The organism is Nostoc sp. GT001 (assembly GCF_030382115.1).
In the GTDB taxonomy this organism is placed as follows: domain Bacteria; phylum Cyanobacteriota; class Cyanobacteriia; order Cyanobacteriales; family Nostocaceae; genus Nostoc.
Genome location: NZ_JAUDRJ010000003.1, coordinates 4,050,408 through 4,074,161, shown reverse-complemented (window position 1 = coordinate 4,074,161; position 23,754 = coordinate 4,050,408). Strand labels below are relative to the sequence as shown.

The window sequence follows — 23,754 nt, the reverse complement described above, 5'->3', positions numbered from 1 at the left end:
TTAAACGCAAAGGGGCGCAAAGGGAAACGCAAAGGTTCGCAGAGAATTCATGAAATGTTGTACTAAGTAATAAGTCTTTACTGCAAACTATCAAAGCTAGCTTAATCTTAGGATTGTTATAATTTGCCTCGTTTGAAGTTTGGGGAACAGCGTAAATCCTGCCTGGTAAATATCTCTTGCTAAATACCCAAACTCGGAGCATATAAATCGTGGAAAAAATAGCCATCATCGCATTATCATGCCTATTCCCCGATGCAAAGAATCCTGAAGAATACTGGCAAAACATCGTTAATCAAAAAGATTCGACATCCTCTGCAACCGTCGAAGAAATCGGAGTAGATCCGACAATATTTCACAATCCAGTTAAAGGTACACCAGACAAAACCTATTCTCTCAAAGGCGGTTACATCCGCAACTTCCAGTTTAATCCATCTGAATACAATCTACCATCAGAATTTGTTGCTAGTTTAGATAACACCTTCAAATGGTCATTGTATGCCGCTAAACAAGCAATCGTACAAAGTGGTTATTGGGGTAATCAAAATGTCCTGGCAAAATGCGGCGTAATTTTAGGTAATTTGTCATTCCCAACAAAATTATCTAATCAATTATTCTCGCCAATTTACCAGCAAGCTATTAATCCTGCTGTCAGAGAACTTTTGCAGTATGAAGATTTTGATTTAGCTGTCCCAAGTGCAACTAAAGCATCTTTATACAATGCAATGATATCTGGTTTACCAGCATCTATCGTAGCTCAAGCTTTATCTCTATCGCAAATTAATTTATGTCTGGATGCTGCTTGTTCGTCATCATTTTACGCGATTAAACTAGCATCTCATTACTTATGGTCACACAAAGCTGATGTCATGTTAGCTGGAGCTATCAGTTGTGCAGATTCCCTATTCGTGCGGATGTTATTTTCCGGTGTTCAAGGGTATGCAGAAAACGGTATCAGCCGTCCCTTAGATAAGTCATCTAGAGGATTAATCCCCGCCGATGGTGTTGGGATGGTGATGCTGAAGAGATATTCTGATGCCGTTAGAGATGGTGATAATATTCTTGCCACTATCTGCGGTAATGGACTCTCGAATGATGGCAAAGGTAAACATTTACTGAGTCCAAATCCTAAAGGACAAGTCCTAGCTTTTGAACGAGCCTATAATGAGGCGAATTTTAGTCCCAAAAGCATTGATTATTTAGAGTGTCACGCCACTAAGCACATTACTAGGAGATACAACTGAATTCAACTCCATAGAAACATTCTTTGGTCAAAACCAAGCTGCGCCTCTGGTAGGTTCTGCTAAGGCAAATACTGGTCACTTGTTAACTGCTGCTGGCATGGTTGGCTTGACTAAAGTGATTTTGAGTATGTCGCATAGTGTAATTCCAGCAACCATGAATGTTTCGGAACCTTTAACTTCAGAAAAAGGTACAATTTCTGCCGATAAAATTGTTAGAACAGCTACAACATGGCCGAATAATAATGCACCAATTAAACGGGCGGCTATTAGCGCTTTTGGTTTTGGTGGCACTAATTCTCATCTGATTTTAGAACAAGGAAATACAACACAATCTGTTGAACCAACTCCACCTGTTCCGCCTACCAAAGTCGCCATTGTCGGCATGGATGCCTTTTTTGGTAACTGCAATGGCTTAGATGCTTTTGAACGCAGTATTTATGATGGAACACAACATTTTACTTCTCTACCGCCTCAAAGATGGCATGGGATAGAAAATCAAGAAAGTGTTCTGAAAGAGTACGGTTTTCCAGACGGGAAAGCACCAGTAGGGGCATATATTAAAGATTTTGAAATCGATACTTTATCGTGCAAAATCCCACCGAATGAGATAGAGAAATTAAATCCACAACAATTGTTGCTTCTGAAGGTTAGCGATCGCGCCGTCAAAGATGCGAAACTAAAGGAAGGTGGCAATGTAGCGGTTATAGTCGCCGCCGAGACAGAATTCTCTGTGCATCAGTTACAGCAAAGATGGAATCTCTCTTGGCAAGTTAAGGATGGCTTACTCAACCAAGGAATTTCTCTACCTGCTGAACAGCTTTCCCAACTGGAAACCATTGTCAAAGATAGCATTCACCAACCAGTAGAAATCGGCGAATATGTAAGTCACATCGCCAACATCATGGCAAGCCGGATTTCTGCTTTGTGGAATTTCACTGGCCCTGCATTCACCGTCAGCGCTGGCGAAAATTCTGCCCTCAAAGCTTTGGAAGTTGCCCAAATGCTACTCGCTACGGGAGAAGTAGACGCGGTGGTTGTGGGTGCGGTAGATTTAGCTAGGTGGTGTAGAAAATGTCTTGTTCCGCAGCCAATTTGCCCCAATTAATACGGGTGTCAATACGTTGGGTTACGACCAACAAGCAAATGGCTGGACAGTTGGCGAAGGTGCGGGTGCTGTCGTCCTCAAGCGCTACGAAGCTGCTAAAGAAGATAATGAACGCATCTATGCAGTAATTGATGCTATGAGTTTCGCACAAGGTAATTCTACTTTGAGTGACGCTTTGGTAAAACCTGATGCTTCAGCTATCAGCAATGTCTGCAAACAAGCTTTCCAGATGGCGGAGATTCAACCCACAGAGGTTAACTATGTGGAAGTCTTCGGTAGTGGCGTTCCCCAGGAGGATGAAGCCGAAATCACAGGTTTACTCCAAGCTTATCCGAAAGTGGGCAATGGTTTGCACTGTGCATTGGGCAGCGTCAAAGCCAATATCGGCCACACCTATACAGCATCGGGAATTGCTAGCTTAATCAAAACCGCTCTCTGTCTTTATTACAGGTATATTCCCGCCACACCCAAATGGTCTGGTGTCAAAACACCGCAAGTATGGGAAGGTAGCCCCTTCTATGTGGCAATGGAATCAAGACCTTGGTTTGTCGATAAAGGCGGCACACGCAGAATAGCAGCAATTAATAGCATGGCTATAGATGGGAGTTATGCCCATTTAATCTTATCGGAGGAACCCAGCCAAGAGGAGCGCGATAACAGATATTTGCAACAAATGCCTTTTCATCTGTTTCCGATCGCAGTTAGCGATCGCTCCACTATACCCGATATCCTAAACCATCTCCAAAAATCCATTGAAGCTAGTTCTTCTTTATCAGCTACCGCCAGCGAAACATTCGCTACTTTTCAACAGCACTCTAATCCAAAATACGTTTTATCAATCACAGGACGTAACACCAAAGATTTACTCAAAGAAATTGAATCTGCCCGCAAAGGTATAAATAATGCCTTTGAAAACGGCACAGATTGGCAAACACCACTAGGTAGTTATTTCACAGCAAAACCATTAGGTAAAACTGGAGCAGTTGCTTACGTTTACCCCGCAGCCGTCAATTCTTATATTGGCATTGGTCGCAGCGTCTTCCGCTTATTTCCGAAAGTATTCGAGGATTTAAAAAGTAACAATCTCTACAATCGGGCTGCCGATGTTGAAAAGTTAGTTTATCCCAGAAGCTTGCCTAAATTGACAACCAGACAACTAGAAACACTCGAAAAGCAATTGTTAGATGATTCACTAGCAATGTTTGAAAGTGAAATCGCCTTTGCCAGATACATGACGGCAATTTTCCGAGATGATTTTCAAGTCAAGCCGCAATCTGTATTTGGGTATAGCTTGGGTGAAACTAGTATGATGGTTGCCCAAGGAGTTTGGAGTAATTTTGAGGGCGGAAGTAACACCTTAAACTCATCACCTCTATTTGGCGATAAGTTATCTGGGCCAAAAAATGCTGTGCGTGAATATTGGGGATTAACCGATTCACCAAACAACAATCTTTGGAATACCTATGTTCTCATGGCTACTCCATCGCAAGTTAGAGAGTGCCTCAAACAGGAGAATCGCGTCTACTTAACTCAAATCAACACACCAGAAGAAGTATTAATCGCTGGTGATGATGCCGCCTGTAAGCGAGTGATTGCGACTTTAGGCTGTAACGCCTTCCCCGCTCCCTTCGACCATGTGATACATTGTGAAACGATGCGATCGCAGTACGAGGAAATCAAGAAGGTAAACACCTTACCATCGCAAAATCTCCCCGGTATCGTTTTTTACTCAGCCGCCGATTATCAACCAATTGTACTTGATAGTGATACCATTGCCCACAACATCGCCAAAGGGTTGTGCCAAGAACTTGATTTTCCGCAATTAGTTAATCGTGTCTACGGTGATGGAGTCAAAATATTTCTAGAAGCAGGCGCGGGTAATGTCTGTTCGCGATGGATTGACAAAATTCTCGGCAACCAAGAACATATCACAGTCTCTCTAAATCGTAGAGGGATGGATGACCATGCTGCAATGGTCAAAGCATTAGCAAAACTACTCAGTCATCAGGTGAACGTGGATTTATCACCACTGTATAGCAAAGCCCAAGACACTGCTAATTCAAATAAAGCAACATTGAGAACAGTTACCTTGGGTGGGAAAGCGATCGCTGCTACAATTTTGAGCGCAGAAAATCGTAAACTTGTTGAAGATTTTGCTGGGGATCTTAGGAGCGATCGCTTCAAAATACAGCATCCAAATATACCTAATCTCCAACAACCTGAAATCACAGATTTTCTTAATACTTCCAAACACATAACCCAAGAAGAAACTTATTCCTCTAACATCTTGCCTCAGCCAGAAGAAGTAAAACCGAAAAATATCATTGATAACGTTTTTGAACCGAAAGAACAATTACAATCTTCTGAGTCAAGCGCAATTAGACAGCCAATTCCTCTTTCTTCTGCACCTGTCATAACTCGAAAAATTAGTAGCATCATCAGCATGTTCGATTTAAATAAGACCCAGTATCAAAAGCTCAATGCTAATAATTCAAAGATAACTAAAGCACACACAGCCTTCTTACAAGCTAGACAAGATTACAGTCAGCAAATGAGCGAAATCATTCAATTGCAACTAGCTTGCGCCCAAAACTTACTTAACGACGAATCTTGACATAAGTCTACATACTTCAACCGTCAATAACCTTGGGTAAGGGGAAAGGTGGATTGATAAAAGGAAAATATTTCTTCCCCATTCCCTATTCCCCATTACCCCTTATCCCCAGAGGGGGCCCCACCTTCCCCACTCCCCTTATTTAATAATTGTAATCCGAGGGATAACTGCCGTGACAACCGTAGATACGGTACTAAGTAAACACGATAATGGCCTTAATTTTTCTTCCTGGTCATATAACAAAAACCAGGTTTGGAAAGGTTCTTTAGAAACTGTATCTTTTGAGAAACAAACCATCAAAGATAAATTGATGGTGTTAAATAAACCCTGCTACATCGTGAAAGTTGCCGGAAAAATCGGTGTCACTAATGAGGGTTATTTATCCCCTGGTGATAATGGCACAACAGCACAAGTAGAACTGCTGACATTTGCAGCCCCAATCCGCATTCAACAATTTGGAGATCCCAATTTTCTCTCCTCTCATGGAGTGAAATATGCCTACGTTACCGGCGCAATGGCTGGCGGAATTGCTTCCGAAGAAATGGTCATTGCACTCGGAAAAGAGCAAATTTTGAGTTCCTTTGGTGCAGGTGGTTTAACTCCAGAACGTTTGGAAGCAGCCATAAATCGCATTCAACAAGCTTTACCTCAAGGGCCCTACGCATTTAATCTAATCCACAGTCCCAATGAACCTGCGAGTGAACGCCGGGCTGTAGATTTATATCTCAAATATCAAGTAAGAACAGTAGAAGCCTCTGCATTTCTCGACTTGACCCCCAACATTGTTTATTACCGTGTTGCTGGATTGGGTTTGAATAACGCCAATCAAATTGAAATCAAAAATAAAATCATTGCCAAAATTTCTCGCCGAGAAGTTGCGACTAAATTTCTGCAACCAGCACCAGCCAGAATAATCAAAGAACTTCTTGAACAAGGGCTAATTACTGAGTTACAAGCAACCCTTGCAGCCAAAGTTCCGATGGCTGATGATATTACCGTCGAGGCTGATTCTGGAGGACATACAGATAATCGTCCCCTAGTTTGTGTGTTACCTTCTATTATTGCCTTGCGGGATGAAATTCAAGCCCAATATCATTACCAAACACCGATTAGAATTGGCGTAGCAGGGGGAATTGGGACACCACAATCAGCATTAGCAGCCTTTATGATGGGTGCTGCTTATATAATGACTGGTTCCATTAATCAATCATGTGTTGAATCTGGGGCTTGTGAACATACCAAAAAGTTACTAGCCCAAGCAGAAATGGCTGATATGATAATGGCCCCAGCAGCAGATATGTTTGAAATGGGAGTCAAACTGCAAGTTCTCAAACGGGGTACAATGTTCCCCATGCGAGCGCAGAAATTATTTGAACTCTATCGCGCTTATGATTCCATTGAAAGCATCCCCATTGCAGAAAGAGAGAAATTAGAAAAACAAGTTTTTCGTAAAACTATTGCTGAAGTATGGGAAGGAACTGCGGCTTATTTGTCCCAAAAGAATCCTGAGAAACTTGGGAAAGCAGTCAATAATCCTAAACTAAAAATGGCGTTGATTTTCCGCTGGTATCTAGGATTATCTTCTCGCTGGTCTAGTTCTGGTGAAAAAGGTAGAGAAGTCGATTATCAAATTTGGTGTGCTCCGGCAATGGGCGGTTTCAATGACTGGGTACGCGGTTCTTACCTGTCTGAACCAAATAATCGTGGTGTAGTTGATGTTGCTAATCAAATTATGACTGGTGCAGCCTTTTTGTACCGTGTCCAAAATTTGAAAATTCAAGGGCTGCAAGCTTCCGATTATTACAGTCAATATCACCCTGTTCGTTCTACATCCTTGTTGGAGATTTAAAAATGACTATAAAACAGTCTTTCACAGCAGACGATATTCAAATATTTTTGGTATCTAACTTAGCTAAGTTGCTAGGAGTCGCAACTGATGAAATAGATGTCAAAGAACATTTAGAAAACTATGGTTTGGATTCAGCCCAAGCAATGATTCTAGTCAGTAACTTAGAAAAGTTGCTCGGATTTCAACCATCTCCGTTGCTGCTGTGGCATTATCCAAATATTGAAGCTCTTTCACAGCGTTTAGCTGAAGAAGTGCAAGAAGGTTCACCAGTTCAAGATACAAAGGTAGTAGCCTCTAATGCCAATACTGCACCCTCTGTTCTAGATTTAGGTGCTGAGGCTGTTCTTGATCCTACCATCCATCCTGGTGCTGCATCTAATGTACTTGTGGGTGAACCCAAGAACATCTTTTTAACTGGAGGAACAGGCTTTTTAGGAGCTTTCATCATCCGGGAATTGCTACAAGAAACTAATGCGGATATCTATTGCTTAGTACGTGCTGCTAATGCCCAAGAAGGCAAAAGCAAACTCCAAAATAATCTGGAACAGTATGCTATTTGGCAGGAAGAATTTACCTCCAGAATTATTCCGATTGTCGGCGATTTATCTCTGCCATTGTTAGGTGTTGGTTCGGAACAGTTTCAAATTTTAGCTACCAATATTGATACTATATATCATAGTGGTGCTTTGTTAAATTATGTTTTTCCTTACTCAGCACTGAAAGCAGCCAATGTTTTAGGAACGCAAGAAGTTTTGAGATTGGCTTGTCAAGTTAAAGTCAAGCCTGTACATTACGTTTCTAGTGTTGCTGTTTTTGAATCCACTGCTTATGCTGGCAAGGTTGTCAAAGAGCAGGATGAATTCAATCATTGGGAAGGTATTTATCTTGGTTACTCCCAAACTAAATGGGTAGCTGAAAAGTTAGTTAAAATTGCTCGTGACCGTGGACTGCCTGTAACTATCCACAGACCACCACTGATTTCTGGTGATAGCAAAACAGGTATTTGTAACACACATGACTTTATCAATCTGATGACCAAAGGTTGTCTACAAATGGGATATTTTCCTGATGTAGATTATATGTTGGATATGTCACCTGTGGACTATGTAAGTAAAGCGATCGTTTATCTGTCAAGACAGAAAGAATCCATAGGTAAGGCTTTCAATTTACAACATCCCCAACCCGCCGCTTTAAAAATGCTAGTTGAGTGGATACGCTCATTTGGTTATTCAGTTGAAATGATTCCCTATGAAAAATGGCAATCTGAGTTAATCAATAATGTCACTTCTGCTGACAATCCTTTATACACTCTGCGGCCATTTTTACTGGAACGTTGGTCTGATGAACAACTGACTATTCCTGATTTGTATTTACAAGCTAGAAGACCCCATATTAGCTGCCAAGATACTCTTCATGCATTGGCAGGTAGTTCTATTGCTTGTCCTCCCATTGATTCTCAATTGTTTATGACTTATACTTCCTACTTGATTCAAAGCGGCTTCTTGAATCTCGCTTAGAAATTCACAACTTGCGTAGGATGTGTTAGGAACGTAACGCACTATCCCGGATACTTTCGGTGCGTTACGGAAGCCTTAACACACCCTACAAATACAACAAAACAAGTTTATTCAGTCGATGTTTTTTAAAACTCAGTACTGCTGAATAGTTAATATTTCAGATGCCAGCAACAACTTATATACCAACAGTGGCAATATAATTGCCCTGTTTTTTTATGCTCAATCATGTAAATATTTAGTATTCACCCCTTGACAGAAGCAATTGAGGATAGAATGGTTAATGTCGGGCATAAAAGTTTGATTTTACCTGCTGGCTTTTGTGAGTGATTAAAAGCCTTATGCTAGTAATCTGAAATAACCGAACTTATTTAATGCCCAACTTCTTCGATGCATAAGTCCTAAATTTGCGTTTGGACTGCTACATCTATCCAATGCACTAAACAAGCATTTGAAAGAGTAATAACTCAAGATATTTCTTGTAGGTTGAGATATTACGCGTACTTAATTGTAGAACGAGAACCACTGTAAATGCAACGCAGCTTGATCAAGTTGAATTCACCAATATTCTTAAATGAAAACAACACTTCAAAGACAGAGCAAACAAACTGCTCTTATTACCGGGGCAGCTAGATGGAATTGGCTACGAATTAGCCTGTATTTTTGCTGCTCATGATTACAATCTGGTCTTAGTAGATAGAAACGGGCCAAAGCTAGTAGAAATTGCAGCTAAATTCCAAGAGAAATTTGGAATTTTTGTCAAGGCTATTGTTAAAGATTTATCTATATCAACGGCTCCTGAAGAAATTTTCACGGAGTTACAAAAAGCCGATATTAATGTTGATGTGCTGGTAAATAATGCCGGATTTGGTATCTATGGATTATTTCACGAAACAGACCTAGCTACTGAACTGGAAATGCTACAAGTAAATTTGGTGTGTCTCACCCATTTAACCAAGCTATTCCTGAAGCACATGGTCAAGCAAGGTGAAGGTAAGATATTAAACGTCTCCTCGGCTGCTGCTTTTCAACCAGGGCCTTTGATGGCAGTTTATTTTGCTACTAAGGCTTATATCTTATCGTTTTCGGAAGCGATCGCTAATGAATTAGAAGGTACTGGTGTCACTGTGACAGTTCTTTGCCCAGGCTCAACCGCATCCGCTTTTCACGAAAGAACCGGAATGGCTGACTCTAAGTTGCTCAAGGGTAAGAGGATGATGGATGCACGAACAGTAGCAGAAGTTGGTTTTCGTGCCTTAATGAAGGGTCAAACCATTGTCATTCCTGGTTTACTCAATACAATACTTGCAAAAAGCGTCAGATTTGTACCTAGAAATCTGGTAACAAAAATTGTCAGAAATATGCAGGAAGATAAATAAGCAGGGGGAGCAGGGGAAGAATAATTAACTTAATTAATGACTAATGCCTAGAATTAGTATTGCCAACACTTTAAATCCCAGCCAAAATCTGCTACCGCAACAGCAGCAACATAATTGTTAGCGGGTACTAGTTCAAATAAACTCCAGTCTTCAGTTATCTGTAACTTGGCTGGTTCTGTGGGAGTGAGCGACACTTCAATTTGCTCTAACTGGGATAGTCCGTCTCCAGTTGCTTTTAAATAAGCTTCCTTACAAGTCCAGTAACGGAAAAATACCTCTTGCTGTTGGTTGGGAGATAGCGATCGCAACATTTCATATTCTCTCGGTAAAAAGAACCGTTTGGCAAGAGCTTCAATATCAGACATCGGGCGAATATATTCTAGGTCTACACCAATTTCTCTGGTGCAATTCACTGCACACAAACCCAACCCTTGGGAATGAGACAAGTTAAACGCCAGTCCACTATCGGCAAATGTATCTGCTAATACTGGTTTGCCACGCTGTTGATAATTAAACTGCACTTGTAAAGGCTTGATATCTAAATAGCGACTTAATATAGTTCGCAAAATACCACGACCAGCAATAAAACGCTGCCGATGTTCCTGAAAATAGAACCGTTCCGCACGGGCCATTTCGTCACTGGAAAGAGTTGCTGCTAAATTTTGTAGTTGTAGTTCTGGTTGGTCAAGTTCTATACGCCAGACATGAATATCATCCGGTAGCAAAGTGAAATCCGTGGGTGCAGGTAGCCAAATATCATTAGAAGCGGTCATTGAGTCAAAAAGTCAAGGGAATTGTACTTTAATAGTTTGTTTAATTACGACGATTATTATGGGTGGATCTGGTTTAACGCTTTAGCATTACTATATACAACTGCGCGTGTTTTTCCTAGAATTTTCCATAAATCAAAGGAACTACGACCAATGTCTGCAAGTGTTCTGAAGTAGATATCTCTTCAGTAATAAATAGTTTTTTTCAGAAAGTGTTAAATCTGGAACAAAAAACTCTTGCCAAAGCTTGTTAAAAACCTATTACAACTACTTTTTTGTAGAACATAGTGAGGATGAATGATCATTAATTTGGAGTACTTTGCCTTTTTTATACTGCTACTAGCAGCGCTGCTATTAGCAATTAGGCAAATGAGCGTTGCTTTGGATGAGTTAGATATTGCGCGTTTTACTCTCTGGACAGGTATTGCTTCTGTTCTTGCTGGTTTACCAATGATATTGTGGTAGCCTCTGGGTCAATGCCATCCTCTCTATTTTGGGCTTCCAAGCAATACGACTCCATCCGTTGAGTATCCTAGCAACTAGAATGTCGTCCTGCCTATTACTCTATTCGTTGTTGCTCTAACCATTGTAAGACCCGATTCCATGCCCACCAAGGATCAGAATCGTTTACCTGACGCTGGCAGTCTTTACTGCTCAAATAGCCAACATGGCCGCCGTATTGAGTGAGTAACAAATCTATTGCAGGATTGCGATCGCACGCTTGTTCTAATTCCGGTATGATAGCTGGGTCAAAAAGTGGGTCATCGGCAGCATATAAAATCAAAGTCGGTTTCGAGATTTGCGGCAATATTTGTAAAGCACTACTAGCTTGGTAATACGCCTCCACGGAAGGAAAACCAAGTCGCTTAATTACCAGTTCATTGTCAAAACCCCAAATACTGTTCGCCCGTTCAATCGCTTCTGGGTCAAGGCTTCCAGGATGGGCATCATGAATTCGCCACGCCAGTTTTTTTAAATTTTGGGCAATCCCTGCTTCCAAATATCTACCAAATGGCTTTGTAACTAGATAAGATAGCGATCGCTCCGAATCCAAGCTTGGACAAATCACCATACCACCGCCAATATCGCTATCTTCTAGTCCTAAATCTCCATAGTCCCTAATCACCTCACCAGCCACCTTCACCGCCCATAGCGCCAATTGCCCCCCTAAAGAATACCCTGTAAACCAAAATTTACCCGGACATCCTATTGCCTTAGCTGCGGCGGCGATGCGAACAAAATCTTCCCCCTCATACAAACCATCAGAGGTGAGAGTCGGCGACAATTCGGCACTTTTGCCGTGGGCACGCCAATCAAATAACACCACAGCATATCCTTGAGCGTAAGCCTTACGTCCTAGCACTCTCAAAAACCATTCTGTTTTTAATTCTCCGGTAATGCCATAAGTACCGATAATCGTGCTGTGAGCATTTTCCGGGATGGCAACCAAGCCAAAAATTGGCACACCTTCCCCACCAATGAAGATTTTCTCGTGATAAGACGGTTCTGGGTCTTTAGTAGTACTTTGCCAGTTACGTTTTCCCCACAAAGCGGTGTATACAGTCATCATCACACCGTTTTGTAAAAACCAAGACGGATTGTAGGTGGGAGTATAACACATCATAGACTATAAGATTTCGTGTAATTGAGTCTTGATTTCACAGTCATTTAATCTTAATATTTATGTAAGATTTAAAAACTTTTTCATCATTGATTCAAAAATCTTTGTATCTATCAAAGGTTGTTAATTATCCTTAATAAGTAGTAGTAATTTTTAAGAATGCCGAGGATTCTTGTCATAGACGATGACCCAGCGATTTCAGAACTAGTTGCCGTCAACTTGGAAATGGCTGGCTACGATGTTAGTCAAGCTGAAGACGGCATCAAAGGTCAGGCGCTGGCTCTCCAGCTTCAACCAGACTTGATCATGCTCGATTTAATGTTGCCCAGAGTAGATGGGTTTACCGTTTGCCAACGCCTGCGCCGCGACGATCGCACCTCTGAGATTCCCGTGTTAATGTTGACGGCTTTGAGCCAAACTCAGGACAAGGTGGAAGGCTTCAATGCTGGCGCAGATGACTATCTCACCAAACCTTTTGAAGTTGAAGAACTGCTGGCGCGGGTGCGGGCACTTTTGCGGCGGACTGACCGGATTCCTCAAGCCGCAAAGCACAGTGAGATTCTCAACTATGGCTCATTAACCCTCGTTCCCGAAAGATTTGAGGCAATATGGTTCAATGAGACGGTGAAATTGACTCACTTGGAATTTGAGTTACTTCACTGCTTATTGCAACGCCACGGTCAAACAGTTTCTCCCAGCGAAATCCTCAGAGAAGTTTGGGGCTACGATCCTGATGATGACATAGAAACGATTCGAGTGCATATTCGCCACTTGAGAACCAAGCTAGAACCAGATCCCCGCCATCCCCGCTATATCAAGACAGTGTATGGTGCTGGATATTGTCTTGAATTGCCCGGTGTACCTCCAGCAAATGAAGGGGCTTCGGTAACAGTCGTTGAATAAAATGACGCTAAATTGCCTTAACTAAGCTATCACTTAGGCAAGAACTTCTCTGTAACTCTTATTCCTTACCGCTTAGTTAAGGTTATTGGTAAGACTTTCTGCTGTGTAGAGACGTTGTATTGCAACGTCTCTACAAACGCATCCTTGAGATTTTAAGATAAAGCTGATTTTGTCAATGAGTTAAAATACTTAAAATAAGTTTAATCAAAATGATAATCATGTGGTACAGAGGGAGAGGATGCGAGTATAGATCGCACTTCTTTGCCTCTTTTTGATTATCATTATTTTCAAAGTCTTTGACAGCTTAAATATTATATGAAAAAGTTATAAAAAAGTATTGTAACGACAGAATAACTTTGTCAAAAACGTGCTTAATTCTTAGGTAAATTCAATTTATGAAACTGAAATATATACAAAATTGGAGTTAAAAAAAATGCGGTTTTTTATAAAAGGTTATTTGGTAAGTATGTTGGCTGGAGTTATAAGCTTAATAGCGAACCAAGCTTTGGCAGTAACGGCACCAGGAGCTACTATGAAGAATTCCTTTCCCCAAGACAATTCATGTTTAAGCACTTCGAGTTATGGGGGAATTATCAATAACTGTAGTTACAGTGTTCAAGTTGTAGGAACCTTGCAACTGTCACCAGGTTCTCACCCAACGTCAGTCAGAATTTATGGAAATAATAGCTCGTGTCAAGCAGTTTCGATTAATGGTGTTGGAAACGGTTTCTCGTTTAGTTCTCTAGTTTATACTACTTCTGGGCCAAAAGATTGGCAAACCCTTAATCTCGGTAGCCTTGATGTAAATGATGGGCCTGATGGGAATAGCGAAACAGGTACACTTTTTAGGTGTTCGCTCGAAGCTGGTGGCATTATAGGCAATTTCACAGCAAAGTAAGGTTTCTGAAGGTAGACATTAGCCGTCATTGAATTTCTTAAATTGTAGTGCGATCGCGCTGTTTCACCACAGCGCGATATTTTCCCAAAGAACTTTTCTACTTATTCCCGCACAATAAACCAAACCGAACTAACCCGCGCTCATAACCGCGACGCATCAACCCCAGTGATAACGCCCCTTGAATGGTAGTCCAACCGGCGTTGAGTAAACCCCAAAGTGCTTGGGGAGTAAATGCCGAATCAATGACTACATTCCAAAAGGGAGCGACGGCGGTTGACCAATCGGCGGTGCGAATATTGTTTAATGGAAGTTGACGTGCGATCGCTTCATATTCTGGTAAAGAAATCACATAAGGCAAACAATACACCCGATAAATATCCTGCAAATGCTTTTCCTCATCCGCCGTCAGTGGTAACTTATCAGTCGGTCGATGACACCAAGTCACCATAATTAACTTCCCGCCAGGTTTCAATACCCGATAACATTCCTGGAGAAACTTAGTTTTATCTGGCATGTGTTCGCCGCTTTCTAGCGACCAAACCAAATCAAAAGAATTATCAGCAAAAGGCATTGCTTGAGCATTGGCGACTTGAAACTGAGTTTTCAGACTCAAATTCGCTTCCGTTGCGCGTTCCGTTGCTCTGGCAGCTTGCACAGGACTCAAAGTAATTCCTGTAGCCTTAGCATTAAACTTTTCTGCCAAATATAAAGAACTGCCGCCAATACCACAACCCACATCGAGGATATTTTCTGCTGCTTGTACCCCCGCCCAATTGAGCAGTTCCTCGATTAAATCAATTTGAGCTTGACGGCGGTCTTTTTTCTGGCTGCCATCAGTCCCGTAATAGCCGTGGTGCATGTGTTCGCCCCAAATCTGTTCCCACAGACCAGAGGAAGCATCGTAGAACTGCTGAATTTGCTGGTAAAGTGTTGCACTCATGAAAAAAGTAGTATTGAGACGAAGTAGAATTCAAAAAAAACATACAGGTAGGCTACCATGTATGTTTTTAATTAAATAAGGGTATTTTTACTTCCAGGGAAGGTAAACCGAGATTTATCCTCCTGGGAAAAATTTCTCAGTTTTACCTTAATAAACTTTACTGAGTCGAATTTATGTCAATTCTCCTAAATAGGGCTACAGCTTAAAGCATCTGGCAACCCATTTTAAATCTGACTTTTTGAATTTTGAATTTTGAATTAATTATGACTGTCGCTCGCACAATTTGTTTGGGGTTTCTGGCTGTCATTGCTGTTGGTACTATCCTGTTGATGATGCCTTTCTCAACTAGCGATGGTACATGGGATAACCTGATTGTGGCACTATTTACTTCCACATCCGCAGTTTGTGTCACAGGTTTATCAGTAGTCGATCCTGGTACTTATTTTTCCTTTTGGGGTCAGTTATTTATTGCCCTCTTAGCTCAGATTGGCGGGTTGGGCTACATGACAACCACCACATTTCTGATTTTGCTAATTGGTCGTAAGTTTGATATGCGGCAAAAAATCGCCATTCAACAAGCTTTAGACCGACCAGGGATGAGTGGTAGCTCCCAAGTTATCCGTTCAATTATTGCCACAACTTTAATTTTTGAAATTACCGGAGTCTTCTTACTTATACCAGCTTTTGTTCCAGAGTATGGATGGAGTCAAGGACTTTGGTTAGCGATTTTCCATAGCATCAATGCTTGGAACAATGCTGGTTTTAGTTTGTTTAAAGATAACTTAATTGGCTATCAATCATCCTTTTTAGTAGTCTTCACCATTAGCATGTTGATTATCTTTGGGGGAATTGGCTATCAGGTAATTTTGGAAATGTATCTTTGGTTGCGCGATTGCATCCACAAAAAAACTCAAACCCAAGTCTTTACCCTAGATTTCAAAGTTGCGACTAGTACAACTCTGATATTATTAGTAATAGGAATAATAGCCTTTTTCTGTATAGAAATCAGAAACCCTGCAACATTTGGCTCTCTAAGTTTTCGTGACCAGATATTAGTAGCTTGGTTCCAATCAGTTACTCCCAGAACTGCTGGTTTTAACACCATTGATATTAGCAAAATGACTACGGCTGGTCTATTTATTACGATTGCACTAATGTTTATTGGTGCAAGTCCAGGTGGTACAGGGGGAGGTATGAAAACAACAACTTTAAGAGTTCTAACCAGTTGTACAAAAGCTATTCTCCGGGGAAAAGAAGAAGTTTTGTTGTATGATCGCAAGATAGCAATAACTTTAATTTTAAAAGCTGTAGGTGTGTTAGTAGGATCGGTAGCGACCGTGATTTTCGCCACGATTTTAATTAGCCTCACAGATCCAACATTAGATTTTATTCAAATTTTGTTTGAAGTAGTATCAGCCTTTGCTACTGTAGGGCTTTCTACAGGCATTACAGGAACTATATCTACAGCAGCAAAGCTCATCTTAATTGTCACTATGTACGTTGGAAGAGTAGGTGTTTTACTACTGATGTCTGCCGTACTAGGAGATCCCCGCCCTACGAGAATTCACTATCCTGAAGAAAATTTACTTGTGGGATAGTTATGGAGACAGAATAGGGAATGGGGGAGAAAGAATAACCAATGCCCAAACTGATAAAATATACATTAGAAGGCAAAAATAAAATTTTTAATTCAAGCGGTATAACCGTTTTTTGCCCTAAATACAGGGAGCCATAATAAGGATAACAACGGTGAATCTGTCATCATTAAGTTTTTTTCGCAGTTTACGTAAAGATAACCACCAATTTGCTGTAATTGGGTTAGGTCGTTTTGGAAGGTCTGTCTGTTCCACGCTGCACAATTTTGGTTATCAAGTGCTGGCAACAGATATTGATGAAAAACGAGTTTCAGAAGCATTAACTGAGGGAATAGTTGGTCATGCTTTGCAACTAGACTCTACAGAACCAGCCGCACTCAAAGAAGCTGGAATTTTTGAATTTGATACTGTAATTGTTGCAATTGGCAACTACGTTCAAGAAAGTATCATAACCACTCTAAATGTGAAAGAGGCTGGTGTACCTCATGTAGTTGCTAAAGCTTCTAGTGAAGTTCACCGTAAACTATTGCGGCGAGTAGGAGCAGATCATGTTGTTTTTCCTGAGTATGAAGCGGGTTGTGCCTTAGCGCGTACTCTTACCAAACCAGCAATTCTAGATCGGTTTGACCTCGACCCAGATAACAGTATTGTAGAGTTGATTGTGCCTGATGAATTTCACGGCAAAACCATCACTGAACTGCAACTTCGTAACCGCTATGGTTTAAATTTGTTAGCAGTAAGCCAGGATGGTAAATTTCAAATTAATCCTGACGCTACCAAGCGTTTAGAGCGTGGTTCAGCAATGGTTGTTATTGGTTGCAATAAAGATATTAATCGTTTGCCGATTTAAAAAAGTTAGGAGTTAGGAGTTAGGAGTTATGCTGTGTGCAACTTTTACTCCAACCTAACTTCCAGTAGAGAATAGACTTATTGCATGAATCAAAAGCCCTCTCCCAAGCTTGGGAGAGGGACTTTGAAATTCGTTCTCCTTCTCCCAATTTTGGGAGAAGGGGTTGGGGGATGAGGGCAAATCGCCTTAACTCTGAGTTTTTATTGTCAGGGACTTGTTGAAGTGGATTGTGGTTCAACTGAGACAGGCACATCGCCAGGGTTCGCGGACGTTTCTGGTTGATTTGGCGTCTGTGACTCAGGTGTTTGTGCTGTAGAATCTGAACTCTGAGAAGGAGTAGCTGTTTGACTAGCTTGAGGTTGCTGTTGCCCAGTTTTCTGAGCAATTTGCTGCATTAGCTGCTCAATTTTCTGGGCTTGTTCAATGTTGCCTTGCTCGCGATATTCGTTGTGAGCGCGTTTCAAAACTCCACTGGCTTTTTTGAACTCGCCCTGATTATATAAAGTTACTCCCAAGTTATAGTAAGTTGAGGCGCTTTTCGGATTTAGGCGAATAGCTTGCCGATAAACAGAAATAGCCTCAGGAGCTTGACCATGCATTGCTAGCAAATTTGCCATATTGCTGTAGGCTGTGGCATTTTTAGGATCTAGCTTCAAAGCTTGGCGATAAGTAGCGATCGCAGGCTCGATTTGACCTTGTTGTTGCAAGGCGATCGCTAAGTTAAGATAAGCATTGGCATTGCTGCCATCTAGATTAATCGCTTTTTGGTATGCTGCGATCGCTTCCTCTAACTTTCCTTGTTCGTACAGCAACAAACCCAGATTATACAGTGCTGCCACCCTTGTGGAATCTATCACTAAGCTCTGGCGATAAGCCGTAATTGCTGCATCTTTTTCTCCTTGTCGATGCAACACTAACCCTAAGTTGTAATAAGCTTCGCTAGAATTGGGATTAAGTTTTATCGCCTCTGTAAATTCTTGTAAAGCTTCATCCAGGCGATTTTGCTCTATTAATATATTACCCAGATAATTCCGTGCTGCCCCAAGGTTAGGATCTCGCTGCAACGCTTGGCGAAAGGCATATTCTGCACCTTGTAAGTCTTGGCGGTTATAGCGCGTAACTCCCTGCTGGAAAAAGCTAGCTACTTCGAGATCCTGAGAAATTGCAGTTTCTGCCAGCAGCTTGCTAACTGGAAAATTAGTAATTGTCGGTGCAGCCAAGAGCAAAAATGCAGAACAGCCACCGAGTGTTACCTGACAAAATAAATTTAACCAATGAGAAAATAGGTATTTTTCAGACATTAATAGCAGACCTGTACTTATTTTTAACTCCTATAAGTCAGAGTACCCACCACGAAAGAAAAAATTCCTAATTTCCAACTTTTAACTCCTAACCCCTCACTCCTAACTCCTAACTCCCCACTCCCACACCTGACGGCAAAATTAGCATGGCATCACCGAATGAATAAAAGCGATATTTAAAAGCGATCGCTTCATTGTATATATTCAATAACCGTTGTCTACCAATTAGGGCACTTACCAACATCAATAAACTAGAACGCGGTAAGTGAAAATTCGTAATCAAACCATCTACCACCCGCCATTGATAGCCGGGATAAATAAACAAGTCTGTTTTTCCGCAAAATGGTTGTAAATTACCAGATTGAGCCGCCCCTTCTAAAGCCCTTACTGCCGTTGTTCCCACAGCAATAATTCGACCGCCAGCAGCTTTAGTGGCGCGGATTTGCTCTACTGTAGCAGCAGGGACTTCAATCCATTCTTCATGCATCTGATGGGTAGTTACGTCTTCTACTTCCACAGGGCGAAATGTGCCGACACCAACGTGTAGCGTCACAAAAGCTTGATTGATTTGGCGATCGCGCAACTTTTGTAATAACTCTGGGGTAAAGTGTAATCCTGCCGTTGGAGCCGCGATCGCTCCTGGTTGTTTAGCATAAACTGTCTGATACTGTTCATCAGCAGCTTTTGAGGTAGTGATGTACGGTGGTAACGGTACTTCACCAAATACCTCTAACAGTTCTACCAAAGTCTTTCCCTCTGGTACATCAAATTGCAACAAACGCCCCCCGGTAGCTGCGTCTGTTTCTAGAACCGTAGCCGTGAGTTGGGGACACCTCTCTACGAGAGGCTGCGCCAACGACAGGCTCAGTCCATCGCTGGGGATTGGCGAAGAATCTTTATAATCCCGAATCCCTAATTGCCTTGGTTCAAAGATAATCTTCGCTCCCTGTTTGAAGCTTTTTCCTGGCTTAACTAAAGCTAACCAACAGTTATGCTGCCGTTCTTCCAACAGCAACACCTGGATTTTCGCACCAGTGGATTTATGACCATAAAGCCGCGCTGGAATGACTCTTGTATTGTTCATAACCAACAAATCACCAGAGCGTAGCAGTGCAGGCAAATCATGGAAAATATGGTGTAGAGGTGCTGCTTCTATGCCTGTAGTCCGAGAATCAACTACCAGTAACCGTGAGCTATCTCTAGGAACTGCTGGGTTTTGGGCAATGAGTTCTGGAGGTAGTGTGTAGTCATAGCCAGCTACCGAGCAATCTAATTCCAAATCTTTTGCTTGTGGACGAGATGTATCTTTCAAATTGGCTTGTACTAGTTTTTGCTTTATTTAGTATTTATACTCTCTTAAAAAGGTTGAGTTAAGTTTTCCCTTCTAAAGGAACTTTAAGGCATTTTCGCTCAGTTTTGTCGCAAGGCTATAAGATTGTTACTATTAAGTAACACGGAAAAATTAACATAAAAATTGGGTAAACCTCCCCATCTAAAAACGGGGGCTTTTACCCTACCGGGAACAGGTATTATTGACGAATATAGATATGTAGGATTGGCTTTGATCCCAAGCACAACAAACATGGAATACTTGTACTATCTGGCAAATGCCAGTCTAACCCTGAGGGTCGTTCAACACCTCCACGCTAGACCCCAGACACCAGTTTCGTTCGTCACCGTAATTCATCAAATTGATGGCTGGGTGGTTAGGATCAAACTCAAAGGTCAAGTCTCGGCCCAAGAAGATGGCGACTTTCGCGCTTTTCTAAATGAATTAGGAATTAGCTACGAACCGCCAATGAGGGTGCAAATGGCACTTTGGAGTTTGGAAGCGGGACAGTGCCCTGTGGATGTGATGCGTCGCTATCAGGTAGCGATCGTTTCTCATGGTAGCCCAGAAAGAGACGAAATTGAAGCGTTCCGGCAACAGTTTGTCAGGGGCTTAGGTTACTGTCCAGAAACTCTGGCCTGAGACTATTTGGTTGTAACGCCACTACAAAATTATTGGTCATTGGTAATTAAGATATTTTATCCATTACCAATTAACCATTATCAATTGAAGAGTCAAAAGCTGCCAGAATGTATTCTTGCAGCTTAAACTTATATCCGGGTACTGATGAAGTAGCTAGAGCTTCCTGATTTGCTATAACCCCAGTCAGATTTTTTGATATTTTTTGGCAGTAGACAATAGCAACATCAAACCTACAAGAATAATCTGCCTTCTCAGGGTACTGCGCTAAAAATATTCCAGCTGTACGCCAGATTTTTGCTTGCTTTTGTGGAGTGATTGCGCTTCTTCCCCCGGCATCCCAACTACCTGAACTACGGGTTTTAACTTCAACAAATGCCAATATTGAGTGCTGAGTGCTGTTAGCGGTAGCGGGGCGTTTAGCCCGTAAGGAGTCCTGAGTAAAGAGTTTTTCCCCAGTTCGTCCATCATATTGAGCAATAATATCAATTTCTCCCCAGCGGCTAGAAAAGCGACGATGGAGAATTATCCAACCAGTAGATTGCAACCATTGGGCTACTAGGTCTTCTCCTAAATGACCAATATCTGGATAATGAGATGGAGGAAGGTTAGCCATTGACTAAAAATATGATGAATTCTGTGAATTCTAGGTTAAGCGATGCCTGCGGCGGGCTATGCCTACGCACAACGGGTTCTACACTCAACTTATTCAGCACTGAGTTGGAATTGAAGCGTAAAACAAACCATCACATTTGGGTAAGTATACTCAGCTTATTCCTGTGGGGAATAGTTGGCATCACCGCAACAGTCGGTTTTACTCCAACAGCTCTGGCACTTGAATATAATAAGGAAATTTTGGTAGAGGCTGATTTTTCAGGACGTGATTTAACAGACTCTAGCTTTACTAAAGCTAATCTTCGCCAGAGCAACTTCAGCCGAGCTAATTTGAACGGTGTCAGTTTCTTTGCAGCAAATTTAGAGTCTGCGAATTTGGAAAGTTCTGATTTGAGAAATGCCACTTTAGACTCAGCTCGTTTAGTCAGAGCAAATTTGACAAATGCACTATTGGAGGGTGCCTTTGCTGCTAACGCCAGATTTGATGGTGCAATCATTGACGGGGCAGATTTTACCGATACGCTGCTGCGTCCCGATGAGCAAAAAAAATTGTGCAAACTTGCCAAAGGGACTAATCCGATTACAGGACGAGATACGCGTGACACGTTGTTTTGTCCTTAGTATTTTCTACCTGGGCACTAGTGATTGGGCATGGGGCATTCCCCATTTCCCACTCCCTACTTAACCTACCAACCATCTGCACCAATCTTTTGACAAACAATTTGCATTCCTTTGCCTGGTGAAGAATTAGCTACAAAAGGTATTTCTCCTTTTTCTCGATCCTCTTGAAGTAGCTGTCCCTCCGAACCATAAATGGCAATGCGATTCCGAAAAAGCCGCGATTCTTTGCACGAAGCATCGAATGTAGTCTCGAAAATGCCATCACCATACATTCCGTAAAGCTTGTATGTAGTGCCTTTTATAGTTTCCGTATCCAGAGCTACACTGTTTCCTAATTTATCATGCCCTACAGTGATATATCTCTGTGCATCTTCAGCGATGGCACTACCATTACTTAATAAAATAGCGATCGCTCCCACAATCCCGCCTATCTTAAAATACATACAGTTTCAAAATATAAGATTTCATATATTTCTAGCCGCAATCAAACGGGTTCTGGCAGGGTAAAAGCACTGAAATCAAGACAGAGCAAGATGCTTATGATTTTATCAGAGGCGATCGCATCTGTGTTCAAATGGGAACCATAAGAAAATAAGCTATACATCACACTAGATTGGTTTACCCATGTCTGACGAACAAGAGCGTAATTCCGCTTTTAACGCTGCTGCCAACATTAATGTTCAACATCCTCAATTACAGGATTTATCCTTAAGTGCAGCCCGTAGATTATATAAAGGTGGGATTCGATCTGGCGATCCGATCAGAACCAGAGTGCAAGCCCAAGAAATGTTAGATAAAATCCCTCCATCTCAAAGAGCAGGGATTGATGGCAAATCTACTGATGTTAATACCCAAAAATACCTATCAGATAAACACGCCAGTCATATCAAATCGCATAGCAAAGGCGGCTCAAATGATCCTCAAAATATCAAGTGGGAAAACGCCAAAGATAATTTAGCCCGTGGCGATAAACCCATGACTTCGCAGGAGCAAATGAGACTAGATGCTAAATGGCATTTTGACAATCTAACAGGTGCAGTTAAAGCAGGTGTTAAAGCCGCGCCCCTGGGAGCAGCCATTGGTGTAGCGACGACAGCACCATTTTCGTTACTAACCAACGCGCTGCGGGTAGTTCGGGGTGAAATTTCTGCACAAGAAGCCGCTATAGAAACATTGAAAGATACCGTAAAAGGCGGCACAGTTGGGGGTGTGACAGCGTTTGTAACCACAACAGTAGCAGCAGCTTGTCCACCAATTGCGATCGCTTTAACCGCAGCAGCACCAGTTTTAGCTGTTGTTGGAACTGCGGGTATGGTTTACGAGTTTTTCAAAATCCTCGATGACCATAAACAAACTGTGAAAATCTATTATGAATCTTTAACTCAACAAGAATTAGAAAGATTACAAGCAATTGAAAAAGAACTGATTTATGAACACCATAAAAATCTAAAGTTTTTGGCAGAATCAGAAGCAATTAATCAAAAAATTACAAATCGTCCAATTGCACCGGGAATAGAAGGGACTATGCAACGCTTACGTGAATCAGTCGCTATTGCTCAGTCTTTAGGACTAGCATCAACTGATAGTAAGTTACTGCCTGATTCTCAACTTCTTTACCTTCCTCCTCATTCCTAGAGAATTAGTCAAAAATTGTATGATTTTTATAATTCCTCTTCTGTTTGGTGTTTTAGGGGCGGCAGTTGGTGCTGTCGCAGGTGCTTTTACTGCTCATGCTGCTGGAGAAAAGGACAGACAAGCAGGCAAGCATCACAGACAAGTTGCAAATGAATTAACAGACAAATACGCTAATTTAGAGAAGAAATATTATGAATTTGCTGATCAGAGCAAAAGGCAGATTAATGATTTAACTCGCCAACACGCATTAGATGAAGTAGAAAAAGACTGTTTGCGTTTGGCAGTGCGATTGCAACAGAATCTCATTTCCTTAATGTGGGAGATTGATAGAGAA

17 protein-coding genes and 2 pseudogenes are annotated in these 23,754 nt (G+C 41.6%); 12 read left to right on the top strand and 7 right to left on the bottom strand.

The features are described from left to right. The first annotated feature begins 209 nt into the window (after positions 1-209). The 4 genes and pseudogenes from QUD05_RS20245 to QUD05_RS20230 all read left to right on the top strand — a co-directional run bounded on the left by QUD05_RS20245 (position 210) and on the right by QUD05_RS20230 (position 9,702). Positions 210-4,960 (top strand): annotated as a pseudogene (locus QUD05_RS20245) (PfaB family protein). 172 nt (positions 4,961-5,132) lie between these two features. Then, positions 5,133-6,809, top strand: a complete 1,677-nt coding sequence (locus QUD05_RS20240; protein WP_289797633.1) for a PfaD family polyunsaturated fatty acid/polyketide biosynthesis protein — start codon at positions 5,133-5,135, stop codon at positions 6,807-6,809. A gap of 2 nt (positions 6,810-6,811) precedes the next feature. Beyond that, positions 6,812-8,326, top strand: coding sequence for a thioester reductase domain-containing protein (locus QUD05_RS20235; protein ID WP_289797632.1), 1,515 nt, complete (start codon positions 6,812-6,814; stop codon positions 8,324-8,326). A 571-nt stretch (positions 8,327-8,897) separates the two neighbouring features. After that, positions 8,898-9,702 (top strand): annotated as a pseudogene (locus tag QUD05_RS20230) (SDR family NAD(P)-dependent oxidoreductase). 53 nt (positions 9,703-9,755) lie between these two features. On the opposite strand, the gene hetI reads toward QUD05_RS20230, so the two are convergent. Beyond that, on the bottom strand, positions 9,756-10,475 hold the full coding sequence (hetI, locus tag QUD05_RS20225) for a 4'-phosphopantetheinyl transferase HetI (protein ID WP_289797631.1): 720 nt from the start codon (positions 10,473-10,475) through the stop codon (positions 9,756-9,758). A 294-nt stretch (positions 10,476-10,769) separates the two neighbouring features. On the opposite strand from hetI, the gene QUD05_RS20220 reads away from it, so the two are divergent. Further along, entirely contained in the window at positions 10,770-10,937 is a 168-nt protein-coding gene (locus QUD05_RS20220) for a hypothetical protein (RefSeq protein WP_180277755.1), read from the top strand. Positions 10,938-11,031: 94 nt separating this feature from the next. On the opposite strand, the gene QUD05_RS20215 is transcribed toward QUD05_RS20220, so the two are convergent. Then, positions 11,032-12,096 carry a YheT family hydrolase gene (locus tag QUD05_RS20215; RefSeq protein ID WP_289797630.1) on the bottom strand — a complete coding sequence of 355 codons (1,065 nt, stop codon included), beginning with the start codon at positions 12,094-12,096 and terminating at the stop codon, positions 11,032-11,034. Between the two features lie 156 nt (positions 12,097-12,252). On the opposite strand from QUD05_RS20215, the gene rpaA reads away from it, so the two are divergent. Together rpaA and QUD05_RS20205 are read left to right on the top strand one after the other, a co-directional pair. After that, on the top strand, positions 12,253-12,996 hold the full coding sequence (gene rpaA / locus QUD05_RS20210) for a two component system response regulator RpaA (protein WP_118170349.1): 744 nt from the start codon (positions 12,253-12,255) through the stop codon (positions 12,994-12,996). A 433-nt stretch (positions 12,997-13,429) separates the two neighbouring features. Further along, positions 13,430-13,894 carry a hypothetical protein gene (locus tag QUD05_RS20205; RefSeq protein ID WP_289797629.1) on the top strand — a complete coding sequence of 155 codons (465 nt, stop codon included), beginning with the start codon at positions 13,430-13,432 and terminating at the stop codon, positions 13,892-13,894. Positions 13,895-13,991: 97 nt separating this feature from the next. Here the strand turns inward: QUD05_RS20205 and QUD05_RS20200 are convergent, their stop codons facing one another. Next, on the bottom strand, positions 13,992-14,834 hold the full coding sequence (locus tag QUD05_RS20200; protein WP_289797628.1) for a methyltransferase domain-containing protein: 843 nt from the start codon (positions 14,832-14,834) through the stop codon (positions 13,992-13,994). Between the two features lie 263 nt (positions 14,835-15,097). Between QUD05_RS20200 and QUD05_RS20195 the strand changes: the two genes are divergently transcribed. Further along, on the top strand, positions 15,098-16,432 hold the full coding sequence (locus tag QUD05_RS20195) for a TrkH family potassium uptake protein (protein ID WP_289797627.1): 1,335 nt from the start codon (positions 15,098-15,100) through the stop codon (positions 16,430-16,432). A gap of 151 nt (positions 16,433-16,583) precedes the next feature. After that, the gene (locus QUD05_RS20190) at positions 16,584-17,279 is read left to right on the top strand and encodes a potassium channel family protein (RefSeq protein WP_289797626.1); all 696 of its coding nucleotides are present in this window, start codon (positions 16,584-16,586) and stop codon (positions 17,277-17,279) included. A gap of 206 nt (positions 17,280-17,485) precedes the next feature. On the opposite strand, the gene QUD05_RS20185 is transcribed toward QUD05_RS20190, so the two are convergent. After that, on the bottom strand, positions 17,486-18,580 hold the full coding sequence (locus QUD05_RS20185; RefSeq protein WP_289797625.1) for a tetratricopeptide repeat protein: 1,095 nt from the start codon (positions 18,578-18,580) through the stop codon (positions 17,486-17,488). Positions 18,581-18,689: 109 nt separating this feature from the next. Further along, entirely contained in the window at positions 18,690-19,919 is a 1,230-nt protein-coding gene (gene queA / locus QUD05_RS20180; protein ID WP_289800025.1) for a tRNA preQ1(34) S-adenosylmethionine ribosyltransferase-isomerase QueA, read from the bottom strand. 243 nt (positions 19,920-20,162) lie between these two features. Between queA and QUD05_RS20175 the strand changes: the two genes are divergently transcribed. Beyond that, entirely contained in the window at positions 20,163-20,552 is a 390-nt protein-coding gene (locus QUD05_RS20175) for a hypothetical protein (RefSeq protein ID WP_099103349.1), read from the top strand. A gap of 70 nt (positions 20,553-20,622) precedes the next feature. Here QUD05_RS20175 and QUD05_RS20170 read toward each other — a convergent pair whose 3' ends face one another. Then, positions 20,623-21,165 carry a YraN family protein gene (locus QUD05_RS20170; RefSeq protein ID WP_289797624.1) on the bottom strand — a complete coding sequence of 181 codons (543 nt, stop codon included), beginning with the start codon at positions 21,163-21,165 and terminating at the stop codon, positions 20,623-20,625. Between the two features lie 23 nt (positions 21,166-21,188). On the opposite strand from QUD05_RS20170, the gene QUD05_RS20165 reads away from it, so the two are divergent. Further along, entirely contained in the window at positions 21,189-21,785 is a 597-nt protein-coding gene (locus tag QUD05_RS20165; protein ID WP_502911403.1) for a pentapeptide repeat-containing protein, read from the top strand. 65 nt (positions 21,786-21,850) lie between these two features. Here QUD05_RS20165 and QUD05_RS20160 read toward each other — a convergent pair whose 3' ends face one another. Next, positions 21,851-22,228 carry a hypothetical protein gene (locus tag QUD05_RS20160; RefSeq protein WP_289797623.1) on the bottom strand — a complete coding sequence of 126 codons (378 nt, stop codon included), beginning with the start codon at positions 22,226-22,228 and terminating at the stop codon, positions 21,851-21,853. Between the two features lie 181 nt (positions 22,229-22,409). Here QUD05_RS20160 and QUD05_RS20155 point away from each other — a divergent pair, with 181 nt between their 5' ends. Next, on the top strand, positions 22,410-23,420 hold the full coding sequence (locus tag QUD05_RS20155; protein WP_289797622.1) for a hypothetical protein: 1,011 nt from the start codon (positions 22,410-22,412) through the stop codon (positions 23,418-23,420). Positions 23,421-23,754 lie beyond the last annotated feature (334 nt).

Bases quoted from the DNA above. Each gene is read 5' to 3' on its own strand.
- QUD05_RS20215 (WP_289797630.1), bottom strand. From the start codon at position 12,096: ATGATGTGTTATACTCCCACCTACAATCCGTCTTGGTTTTTACAAAAC.
- QUD05_RS20235 (WP_289797632.1), top strand. From the start codon at position 6,812: ATGACTATAAAACAGTCTTTCACAGCAGACGATATTCAAATATTTTTG.
- QUD05_RS20160 (WP_289797623.1), bottom strand. From the start codon at position 22,228: ATGTATTTTAAGATAGGCGGGATTGTGGGAGCGATCGCTATTTTATTA.
- QUD05_RS20200 (WP_289797628.1), bottom strand. From the start codon at position 14,834: ATGAGTGCAACACTTTACCAGCAAATTCAGCAGTTCTACGATGCTTCC.
- QUD05_RS20195 (WP_289797627.1), top strand. From the start codon at position 15,098: ATGACTGTCGCTCGCACAATTTGTTTGGGGTTTCTGGCTGTCATTGCT.
- rpaA (WP_118170349.1), top strand. From the start codon at position 12,253: ATGCCGAGGATTCTTGTCATAGACGATGACCCAGCGATTTCAGAACTA.
- QUD05_RS20155 (WP_289797622.1), top strand. From the start codon at position 22,410: ATGTCTGACGAACAAGAGCGTAATTCCGCTTTTAACGCTGCTGCCAAC.
- QUD05_RS20185 (WP_289797625.1), bottom strand. From the start codon at position 18,580: ATGTCTGAAAAATACCTATTTTCTCATTGGTTAAATTTATTTTGTCAG.
- QUD05_RS20205 (WP_289797629.1), top strand. From the start codon at position 13,430: ATGCGGTTTTTTATAAAAGGTTATTTGGTAAGTATGTTGGCTGGAGTT.
- QUD05_RS20175 (WP_099103349.1), top strand. From the start codon at position 20,163: ATGGAATACTTGTACTATCTGGCAAATGCCAGTCTAACCCTGAGGGTC.
- QUD05_RS20220 (WP_180277755.1), top strand. From the start codon at position 10,770: ATGATCATTAATTTGGAGTACTTTGCCTTTTTTATACTGCTACTAGCA.
- QUD05_RS20170 (WP_289797624.1), bottom strand. From the start codon at position 21,165: ATGGCTAACCTTCCTCCATCTCATTATCCAGATATTGGTCATTTAGGA.
- hetI (WP_289797631.1), bottom strand. From the start codon at position 10,475: ATGACCGCTTCTAATGATATTTGGCTACCTGCACCCACGGATTTCACT.